Origin of the sequence: Streptomyces sp. NPDC051315, from assembly GCF_044455165.1 — a bacterium.
Classification (GTDB): Bacteria; Actinomycetota; Actinomycetes; order Streptomycetales; family Streptomycetaceae; genus Streptomyces.
The window spans coordinates 407,966-419,718 of record NZ_JBITEN010000002.1 but is presented as its reverse complement, the minus strand read 5'-3'; the positions used below and the strand labels follow the sequence as shown (position 1 = coordinate 419,718).

Annotated in this window: 1 pseudogene; it reads left to right on the top strand. The window is 73.9% G+C overall.

What is annotated here, in order from left to right:
• Window positions 1–45: 45 nt before the first annotated feature.
• Window positions 46–11,574 (top strand): annotated as a pseudogene (locus tag ACIBBD_RS04980) (type I polyketide synthase); the annotation flags it as partial.
• Between the last annotated feature and the right edge of the window lie 179 nt (window positions 11,575–11,753).

Genomic DNA, 11,753 nt, shown 5'->3' with positions numbered 1-11,753 from the left:
ACCGGCAACGAACAGAAGATCGTCGCGGCGCTGCGCTCGTCGGTCAAGGAGACGGAACGACTGCGGGAACAGGTCCGCAGACTCACCGCCGCCGCCCGGGAGCCGATCGCCATCGTCGGCATCGGCTGCCGCTACCCCGGTGGCGTCACCGGTCCCGACGACCTGTGGCGGCTCGTCGCCGACGGCCGCGACGGCGTCTCCGGCTTCCCCGAGGACCGTGGCTGGGACACCGCCCGGCTCTACGACCCGCGGCTGAGCCGCCCGGACACCAGCTACGTCCGTGAGGGCGGCTTCCTCCACGACGCCGCCGCCTTCGACCCGGAGTTCTTCGGCATCAGCCCCCGTGAGGCGCAGGCCATGGACCCGCAGCAGCGGCTGCTGCTGGAGACCTCCTGGGAGGCCCTCGAACGGGCCGGCATCCCGCCCACCGCCCTCAAGGGCACACCGACCGGTGTGTTCGCCGGCGTGATGTACCACGACTACGCCATGAGCGGCATCTCCGGCAGCATCGTCTCCGGCCGCGTCTCCTACACCCTGGGCCTGGAAGGCCCCTCGGTGACCGTCGACACCGCCTGCTCCTCGTCCCTCGTCACTCTCCACCTGGCGGCCCAGGCACTGCGGCAGAAGGAGTGCACCCTGGCCCTGGCCGGGGGTGTCGCAGTGATGTCCACCCCCGACATGTTCGTGGAGTTCAGCCGCCAGGGCGCGCTCTCCCGCTCCGGCCGCTGCCGCTCCTTCGCCGCCGCCGCGGACGGCACCGGCTGGTCGGAGGGAGTCGGCGTCCTCGTCCTGGAACGCCTCGCCGACGCCCGCCGCAACGGCCACGAGGTACTCGCCGTACTGCGCGGCTCGGCCGTCAACCAGGACGGTGCCAGCAACGGCCTCTCCGCGCCCAACGGTCCCGCCCAGGAACGCGTCATCCGGCAGGCCCTCGCCAACGCCAGGGTGCCCGCCGACCAGATCGACGCCGTGGAGGCGCACGGGACGGGGACGACGCTGGGCGACCCGATCGAGGCGCAGGCGCTGCTGGCCACCTACGGCCGGGACCGCCCGCGGGACCGCCCGTTGTGGCTGGGTTCGCTCAAGTCCAACCTGGGTCACACCCAGGCGGCGGCCGGCGTCGCCGGAATCATCAAGATGGTGATGGCGATGCGGCACGGGGTCCTGCCCCGGACCCTGCACGTCGACGAGCCGTCGCCGCACGTGGACTGGTCGGCGGGCGCGGTGGAACTCCTCACCGAGGCCCGCCCGTGGGAGCGCGCCGGTCACCCCCGCCGCGCCGGGGTCTCCTCCTTCGGCATGAGCGGCACCAACGCGCACGTCATCCTCGAGGAGGCGCCCACCGACACCTCCGCCGCTGTCCCCACCCAGGACGCGACCGCCGCTCCCTCACTCCCGGCCGTGCCGTGGGTGGTGTCCGGGCGCGGTGAGGCGGCCCTGCGGGCGCAAGCGGAACGGGTGGCCGCGCATGTGCGGGGCAGGGACGAGCTGTCGGAGCTGGATGTCGCCTACTCCCTCGCCACGGCCCGTGCCGCGTTGGATCACCGGGCGGTGGTGGTGGGGTCCGGCCGGGAGGAACTGCTGCGGGGTCTGGCCGCCGTGGCGTCCGGCGAGCAGCCTGGTGTGACGCCGGTTCGGGGGAGGACGGCGTTCGTCTTCTCCGGGCAGGGGAGCCAGCGGGCGGGGATGGGGCGGGAGTTGTACGACACCTTCCCGGGTTTCGCCCGTGCGCTGGACGAGGCGGTCGAGGCGCTCGGTCTGCCTCTGAAAGAGGTGATGTGGGAGGACAGCGAGGGCGACAGGCTGGATCGTACGGGGTTCACGCAGCCGGCCCTGTTCGCCTACGAAGTGGCCCTTTTCCGGTTGTTGGAGTCGTGGGGTGTGCGCCCGGATGTGGTCGCCGGTCATTCGATCGGTGAGCTGGCCGCCGCGCACGTGGCGGGTGTGCTGTCGCTGACGGACGCGGCGACCCTGGTCGCGGCCCGGGCGCGGTTGATGGACGCGCTGCCGTCAGGCGGGGCCATGATCGCCGTACAGGCCACGGAGGAGGAGGTACGGCACCACCTCGCCGGCCGTGAGGAAGTGGCGGTCGCCGCCGTCAACGGCCCTCGCTCGGTGGTGATCTCGGGCGAGGAGAGCGCTGTGGTGGAGGTCGCGGCAGCGTTCGAGCGCACCACCCGTCTGAAGGTCTCGCACGCTTTCCACTCCCCGTTGATGGACCCGATGCTGGCGGAGTTCGGTGGGGTGGCGGCCGGGCTGACGTATCACGAGCCGCGGCTGCCGGTGGTGTCGAACGTGACCGGGCGTCTGGCCGACCCCGCCGATCTGTGCGACCCGGAGTACTGGGTGCGCCACGTCCGCGACACCGTCCGCTTCCACGACGGGACCACCGCCCTGCGTCAGGACGGTGTGACCACCTTCGTCGAGATCGGACCGCAGGCCGTGCTGGCCGGGCTGATCCGCGACGCCCTCGCCGACAGCTCCCACGCCGACGTCACCGCCCTCCAGCGCCGCGACCGCCCCGAGGCACATCAACTCCTTGGTGCCATAGGCCAGTTGCACACCCGAGGTGTCGCCGTCGACTGGCAGGCGTTCTTCGGCGGACGTGGTGCCCGCACCATCGACCTGCCCACCTACCCCTTCCAGCACCAGCACTACTGGCTGGAAGCGCCCGACGTCACCTCCGACGTGTCCGCCGTGGGGCTGGACCCGGCAGGGCACCCCCTGGTGGGCGCCGCCGTGCGTCCGGCCGACTCCGAGCAGGTGATCCTCACCGGACGTCTCTCACTCCGCGCTCACCCCTGGCTGGCCGACCACGCCGTGGCGGGCACCGTCCTCTTCCCCGGCACCGGCTTCGTCGAGCTGGCCATCCGCGCGGGCGACGAGACCGGCTTCCCCGTCCTGGAGGATCTCACCCTCGAGGAACCGCTCGTGCTTCCCGAGGACGGCGGTGTGGTCCTCCAGGTCATCGCCCGCGCCGAACGAGAACCGGCGGCGGGAGGGGAGGCACCCTCCGAGGGACGGGTGCTGGAGGTCTACTCCCGCCCCGACGACCCCGCCGCCGAGCCGCTCTGGACACGCCACGCCTCCGGGGTGCTGCGCCCTGCCGCCGTCGGTGCCCCCGAGGGCGGCCGTGAACTCGCCCAGTGGCCGCCCGCAGGGGCGGAGCCGCTGCCGCTGGACGACGCCTATCAGCTCCTCGCCGACCAGGGGCTGGACTACGGGCCCGCGTTCCAGGGGCTGCGGGCGGCCTGGCGGCGTGACGGCGACCTGTTCGCCGAGGCCGTCCTGCCCGACCATGCCGCCGACCGCGCCGGGGAGTTCGGCCTCCATCCGGCCCTCCTCGACGCCGCCCTGCACGCCCTGGCCCTCGACGGCGCCGATCGGAGCGAGGGCGGGGCCGACGCCGGTCCGCGCCTGCCGTTCGCGTGGAGCGGCGTCACCCTGCACGCCACGGGCGCCTCCACCGTACGGGTACGCCTGCGGCCCACCGGACCCTCGACCGTCTCCCTGGAGATCGCCGACGCCGAGGGCGAGCCCGTGGCCACCGTGGACTCCCTGGCCGCCCGCCCGGTCACCCCCGGGGCACAGCCGTCCACCACCCCGCGGCAGGACGGCCTCTTCCGACTGGACTGGATTCCCGTCCAGCTCCCGGAAGCCCGGCTCGCCACCGGGCCCGGCATTCCCTCGCCATCCGCCGCCGAGCCACGCACCGCGTCCGCGACCGGGCCCGGCATTTCCACGGCATCCGCCGCCGAGCCACGCACCGCGTCGGCCACGGAGTCCGCCACGGAGTCCGTCGCTGAGAGCGAGACGGCGTTCGGCGCCGAACCCGTCACCGTCCGTTCCGCGGCCGACCTCGCCGCGGCGGGGGAGGCGACGGACGTGATCGTGCTGGACTGCGCCGCCGAGGACGCCGGGCGCCCGGACGCCGACGCCGTCCGCAGGGTCACCCACCGGGCCCTGGAAACCCTGCAGGCCTGGCTGGCCGGCGACCGTTTCCGGACCACCACCCTGGTCGTCGCCACCCGTGGCGCCATGGCCCGCCACGGCGAGGAACACGTCAGCGACCCGGCCGGGGCCGCCGTCTGGGGGCTGGTCCGCTCCGCGCAGATCGAGAACCCCGGCCGTATCGTCCTGGCCGACCTGGACGCTCACCCCGACTCCGCCGCCCTGCTCCGCACCCTCACCGCCCCGTCCGAGCCCGAACTGCTGATCCGCGCCGGGACCCCCTACGGCGCCCGGCTCACCCGGTTCCGGCCGGACCACCGAGCACCCGGCGCCGGAACCGCTGCCGGCCGGCGGGGCGAGCCACCGGTCTTCGATCCCGACGGGACGGTGCTCATCACCGGCGCCACCGGCGCTCTCGGCGCCCTCGTCGCCCAGCACCTCGTCACCGCACACGGGGTCCGGCACCTGCTGCTCGTCAGCCGCCGCGGCATGGCCGCCCCCGGCGCCGACGACCTGCACGACCGTCTCACCGGACTCGGCGCCCACGTCCGTGTCACCGCCTGCGACACGGCCGACCCCGACGCCCTCGCCGAACTGCTGGCGGACATCCCGGACGAGCACCCGCTGCGCGGCGTCGTCCACGCCGCCGGCGTCCTGGACGACGGTGTGATCGCGTCCCTGGACGCCACCCGCCTCGACCGTGTGCTCCGCCCCAAGGCGGACGCCGCCTGGCACCTGCACCGGCTCACCAGCGGACTGTCGCTCACCGCCTTCGTGCTGTTCTCCTCGGTCGCCGGCACCTTCGGCGCCCCCGGCCAGGCCAACTACGCCGCCGCCAACGCCTACTTGGACGCCCTCGCCCACCACCGCCGTTCCGTCCTCGGACTGCCCGCCCAGTCACTCGCCTGGGGCCCGTGGGCCGTGGAGCGGGGGCCGGAGGCGGGCATGGCAGGAGGCCTCGCCGACCTCGACCGCTCCCGTCTCACCCGCTCAGGCCTGCTGCCGCTCACCGCGGACGACGGCCTCGCCCTGTTCGACCTGGCCACCGAGACCCCCGCCACGACGCTGCTGGCGACACGGCTCGACCTGAACGCCGTCCGCGCGCAGACCGGACCGGACGACACGCTCCCCGCCCTCTTCCACGGCCTGGCCGACGCCACCGCCACCCGCCGCCGCTCCGCGGCCGGGCGCGCACGCCGCACCGGAGGACTCGCCGAACGCCTGGGCCGCCTGCGCGCGGACGAACGCCCCGCCGCTGTCACCGAGTTGATCCGCGCCCAGGCCGCCACCGTCCTCGGCTACGCCTCCGGCGCGCAGGTGGACACCGGCCGCCCCTTCCAGGACCTCGGCTTCGACTCCCTCACCGCGGTGGAGTTCCGCAACGGCCTGGCCTCGGCCACGGGCCTGCGGCTCCCGGCGACGCTCGTCTTCGACTACCCCGACATCGCCACACTGGCCCGGCACCTGCTGGACCAGTTCACCGACCTCACCACGCCACGGACCGCCCCGGCCGGTGCCCCCGGCCGACGGCCCAGCGGGGCGGACGACGAACCGCTCGCCATCGTCGGCATGGCCTGCCGCTACCCCGGCGGCGTCACCGGCCCCGACGACCTGTGGCGGCTGGTCGCCGAAGGCCGGGACGGCGTCACCGGCTTCCCCACCGACCGCCACTGGGACACCCCACGGCTCTACGACCCGGAGAGCTCCCGGCCGCACACCACGTACGTCAAGGAAGGCGGCTTCCTGCACGGCGCCGCCGAGTTCGACCCGGACTTCTTCGGCATCAGCCCGCGGGAGGCCGAGGAGATGGACCCGCAGCAGCGGCAACTCCTCGAAACCTCCTGGGAGGCCCTGGAACGGGCAGGCATCCGGCCCGCCTCCCTGCGCGGCACCGCCACCGGTGTCTTCGCCGGCGTGATGTACCACGACTACCCGACCGGCGCGAGTGCCGGCAGCATCGTCTCCGGCCGCGTCTCCTACACCCTCGGCCTGGAGGGCCCGGCCGTCTCGGTCGACACCGCCTGCTCCTCCTCCCTCGTCGCCCTCCACCTCGCGGGCCAGGCACTACGACGCGACGAGTGCTCCCTCGCCCTCGTCGGCGGCGTGACCGTCATGGCGACCCCCGACACGTTCGTGGAGTTCAGTCGTCAGCGTGGTCTTTCTCCGGACGGCCGCTGCAAGGCGTTCTCGGCTGCGGCGGACGGTACGGGCTGGTCGGAGGGTGTGGGGGTGCTGGTGCTTGAGCGTCTGTCGGACGCGCGGCGCAACGGGCACCGGGTGCTGGCGGTGGTGCGGGGTTCGGCGGTGAACCAGGACGGCGCCTCCAACGGGCTGACGGCGCCGAACGGTCCGTCGCAGCAGCGGGTGATCCGGCAGGCGCTGGCCTCCGCGGGGCTGGGCGCGGCGGATGTGGACGCGGTGGAGGCGCACGGTACGGGGACGGTGTTGGGTGACCCGATCGAGGCGCAGGCGTTGCTGGCCACCTATGGCCAGGAGCGGCCGGGTGACGGCGAGGGTGCGGGTGTGCCGTTGTGGCTGGGGTCGCTGAAGTCGAACATCGGGCATACGCAGGCGGCGGCCGGCGTCGCGGGCGTGATCAAGATGGTGATGGCGATGAGGCACGGGGTCCTGCCCCGGACCCTGCACGTGGACGAGCCGTCGCCGCACGTGGACTGGTCGGCGGGAGCGGTGGAACTCCTCACCGAAGCCCGGCCGTGGGAGCGCAACGGGCGCCCGCGCCGGGCGGGGGTGTCGTCCTTCGGTATCAGTGGCACGAACGCCCACGTGATCCTTGAGGAACCGCCCGTGAGCCCGGTGGCGGAGAAGCAGGCATCGGTGGGCGAAGAGCCCCCGCTGCCGGCGGTGCCGTGGGTACTGTCCGGGCGCGGTGAGGCCGCGTTGCGGGCACAGGCGGAGCGGCTGGCCGCGCACGTGGCCGAGCAGGCCGAGCTGTCCGTACTGGATATGGCCTACTCACTCGCCACGACACGATCGGTGTTCGAACACCGGGCCGTGGTGGTGGGCTCCGACAGGGAGGAACTGCTGCGGGGGCTGGCCGCTGTCGCCTCCGGTGAGCGGTCCGGCGGGACGCCGGTACCGGGGAAGACGGCGTTCGTCTTCTCCGGCCAGGGCAGCCAGCGGGCGGGCATGGGGCGGGAGTTGTACGACACCTTCCCGGTCTTCGCTCGCGCGTTGGACGAGGCGGTCGACGCGCTCGGTCTGCCCCTGCGGGAGGTGATGTGGGAGGACAGCGAGGGCGACAGGCTGGACCGTACGGGGTTCACGCAGCCGGCCCTGTTCGCCTACGAAGTGGCCCTTTTCCGGCTGCTGGAGTCGTGGGGTGTGCGCCCGGATGTGGTCGCCGGTCATTCGATCGGTGAGCTGGCCGCCGCGCATGTGGCGGGTGTGCTGTCGCTGACGGACGCGGCGACCCTGGTCGCGGCCCGGGCGCGGTTGATGGACGCGCTGCCGTCCGGCGGGGCCATGATCGCGGTACAGGCCACGGAGGAGGAGGTACGGCAGCACCTCGCCGGCCGTGAGGAAGTGGCGGTCGCCGCCGTCAACGGCCCTCGCTCGGTGGTGATCTCGGGCGAGGAGAGCGCTGTGGTGGAGGTCGCGGCAGCGTTCGACCGCACGACCCGTCTGAAGGTCTCCCACGCCTTCCACTCCTCGTTGATGGACCCGATGCTGGCGGAGTTCGGTGAAGTGGCGGCCGGGCTGACCCATCACGAACCCCGGATCCCCGTGGTGTCGAACGTGACCGGCCGCCTGGCCGACCCCGCCGATCTGTGCGACCCCGACTACTGGGTGCGTCACGTCCGCGACACCGTCCGCTTCCACGACGGCATCACCGCGCTGGAGGAGCAGGGCGTACGGACCTTCCTCGAGATCGGACCGCAGGCCGTGCTGGCCGGACTCGGCGCCACCGACGCAGCGGAGTTCATCGCCGCCCAACGACGCGACCGCCCCGAGACCGGTCAACTTCTCACCGCCCTCGGCCGCCTGCACACGCTCGGCCTGAAGATCGACTGGGAGGCGTTCTTCGCCGGGCGCGGTGCCCGCACCGTCGACCTGCCCACCTACCCCTTCCAGCACAAGCGCTACTGGCTCGACGCCACCCCACCCACCGGCAACCCCGCCGACCTGGGACAGACACCCACCACACACCCCCTCCTCCAAGCCGCCCTCACCCTCCCCACAACCGGCCAACTCGCCCTCACCGGACGCCTCAGCACCCACACCCACCCCTGGCTCACCCACCACACCGTCCACGACACCACCCTCCTGCCCGGCACCGCACTCGTCGAACTCGCCCTCCACGCCGGCCACCACACCCACACCCCCCTCCTCGAAGAACTCACCCTCCACACCCCCCTCACCCTCCCCCACCACACCGCCCTCGCCCTCCACGTCACCGTCAACACCCCCGACGACACCGGCCGCCGCACGGTGCAGGTGTTCTCCAGGCCCGAGGACGGTGACTCGGTCCCGGACGGGCAGGAGTGGTGCCTGCACGCCGAGGGTGTGCTCGCCCCCGAGACGACGGCTGGGCCGGTGACCGGGGGACTGGGCGGGGTGTGGCCGCCCGAGGGTGCCACGCCCGTGCCGCTGGACGCGTTCTACACCGATCTCGCTGCGCAGGGCCTGGAGTACGGCCCCGCCTTCCAGGGTCTGCGGGCGGCCTGGCGGGACGCCGACGCCCTTTACGGGGAAGTCGTCCTGCCCGACGATGCGTCGGGGGACGCCACCGCGTACGGCGTGCATCCGGCTCTGCTGGACGCCGCTCTGCACACCAGCTTCCTCGAACGGGGCGAGGACACCGGGCCGTCCATCCCGTTCGCCTGGAACGGAGTGCGCCTGCACGCGACGGGCGCCTCCGTGCTCCGCGTCCGTATCACCAGTACCGGCACCAGCAACAGCCCCGGCCCCGGCACTGGTTCCGCGCTGCGTCTGGATGCCGTGGACATCGCGGGCGCCCCCGTGATCACCGTGGAGTCGCTGGTCGCCCGGACCGTCTCGGCCGAGCAACTGAGCGGCCCGTCCACCGTCGCCCACCGTTCCCTCTTCGACGTGGGGTGGCTGTCGGTGTCCTCCGTGCCCGTCGGCGAGGCGAACCCGGGCGTGGTCCGATGGGCGTCGTTCGGCGCGGACGATCTGGGGCTGGGCCATCCGGACCTGTCGACCGTGCTCGACACGGGGGAGTGGCCGCCCGCCGTCGCCGTCCTCGGCTGCGTCACCGACACCGACGAGCCGATGCCGGACCGGGTCCGTGCGGCCACGGGCGCGGTTCTGGCGGCACTCCAGGCGTGGGCGGCCGACGAGCGGCTCGAAGGCTCCCGTCTGCTGGTCGTCACCCGGGGCGCCGTCGCGGCGCGGCCGGGAGAGGACACCGGCGGGAATCTGCCCGGAACGGCCGTGTGGGGCCTGGTACGGTCCGCCCAGGCCGAGAACCCCGACCGCCATCTGCTGGTCGACCTCGACGACGACCCCCGCTCGCTCGCCGCCCTTCCGGCCGCCGTCGCCACCGGTGAGCCGCAACTCGCGATCCGGGGCGGCGAGATCCTGGTGCCACGGCTGACCCGCGCCGTCCGCGGCGAGGCCGACGACGACGCCACCGCCTCCTCTCCCTGGGACGCCACCGGCACGGTGCTCGTCACCGGTGGCACCGGCGGCCTGGGCAGTCTCGTCGCCCGCCACCTCGTCACCGAGCACGGCGTCCGTCACCTGCTCCTCACCAGCCGCCGGGGCGCGGCAGCCGAGGGCGCCGCCGAACTGGCCGCCGAACTGGCAGAGTCGGGCGCCGAGGTCCGTGTCGAGGCCTGCGACGTCGGTGACCGGGACGCGCTCGCGGAACTGCTCGCCGGTATCGATCCGGACCACCCGCTCACCGGTGTCGTGCACGCCGCGGGCGTCGCCGCGAACGCCGTCATCGGCGCGCTGACCCCCGAGTACCTGGATCACGTCCTCGGACCGAAGGCGGACGCGGCCTGGCACCTGCACGAGCTGACCCGCGACCTGCCGCTGACCGCGTTCGTCCTGTTCTCCTCGTCCTCCTGCGTGGTCGACGGCCCCGGCCAGGGCAGTTACGCGGCGGCCAACCTCTTCCTCGGCGGCCTCGCCGAGCACCGCGCCGCCGCCGGGCTGCCCGCGCACGCCCTGGCCTGGGGCCTGTGGGGCGAGGGGCACGGAATGGTCCGCAGCCTCAAGACCGTGGACGTCGAACGCATCCGCCGCTGGGGCATGACCGAACTGACGGCGGCCGAGGGGCTGGAGCTCTTCGACACCGCCGTACGACGCCGGGTGCCGGCCCAACTGGCCGCTCACCTGGATCCCGCCGTGATCCGGGAGCGCGCCGACGGGGTACCGCCGCTCCTGCGCGGTCTGGTCCGGACGGCTGTCCCCGCCCGCCGAGGCGCCGCCCGCGCCACGGCGGCCGGTGCCGCCGAGGGGCCGTCGCTCGCCCTGCGCCTCGCCGGTCTGACCGGCGAGGACCGCGAGAACGCGGTGGTCGACCTGGTCCGCACCCATGTGGCGGCGGTGCTCGGCCACCACGGACCCGAAGCCGTCGCACCGGACCGTCCGTTCCTGGAGATGGGGTTCGACTCCCTCGGGGCCGTCGAACTCCGCAACCGCCTCAAGGGAGCCGTGGGCATCCCGATGCCCGCCACCATCGTCTTCGACCACCCCAGCGCCCGGGCCCTGGCCGACTGGATCCTCACGGAGACGGGGGCCGGGACGGACGGCGGGACGGGCAGCGGTGAGCGGGACCGTGCCGGGGCGACGACCGACCCGGCGGGGGAATCACTCAGCGCGCTCTTCCGCCAGGCCATCGACCGCGACCTCCTCGACCAGGGCGTCGCCATCCTCGACCTGGCCGCCGGCCTCCGCCCGACCTACGCCACCCCGGACGAGTTGCCCGAGCTGCCCCCCGCGGTCCGGCTGACGACCGGGCGGCGGCGACCCGGCCTGTTCTGCTTCCCCTCACCGGCGGCCATGGGCGGTGCCCACCAGTTCCTGCGGCTGGCAGCAGCCATGCGCGGCGAGCGGGACGTGTCCGCCGTCCCCCTTCCCGGCTTCGCCGACAGCGAGAGCCTGCCGGGCGCCTTCGCCACCGTCGTGGAAGGCTGCGCCCGCCAGATCCGGGCGGCAGCCGGAGACGAGCCGTACGTCTTGCTCGGCTACTCGGCGGGCGGGATCTTCGCGCACGCCACCGCCCGCCGTCTGGAGCAGACCGGTACCGGCCCGCGGGCCGTCGTCCTGCTGGACACCTACCATCCCAAGACCGAGGGACTGGTCGGGCTGATCGCCCAGATGTTCGCCGGACTCTTCGAGAAGGAGGCCCTGTTCGGTCCGTTCACCAACGCCCGTCTGACGGCCATGGCCTGGTACGGGCGGCTGATGGAGGACTGCGACCTGGACGGCATCGACGCGCCGATCCTCTTCGCCCGGCCCCGGAACTGGGCGGGCGACGCGGACACGGCGACGGCCACCGACGCCTGGCGCACCTCTTGGGACACCGCGCACACCGTCGTCGACGTCGAGGGCGACCACCTGACGATGGTCGAGTCCGAGGCACACCGCACGGCCGAGGTCATCAACGACTGGCTGGCCTCCTTGGAGTGACGGGCGGCGGGCCGACCGCGGCGGACTGCCCGCGGCCGGGGGGGGGGGGGGGGGGGGGGGGGGGGGGGGGGGGGGGGGGGCGCGGGGGGGGGGGGGGGCCGGGGGTCGGGGGGGGGGGGGGGGGGCGGCTCGTGGAACATCCCGGCTCCTTGCGTGGCTCGGGTCCATGGCGGCGGACC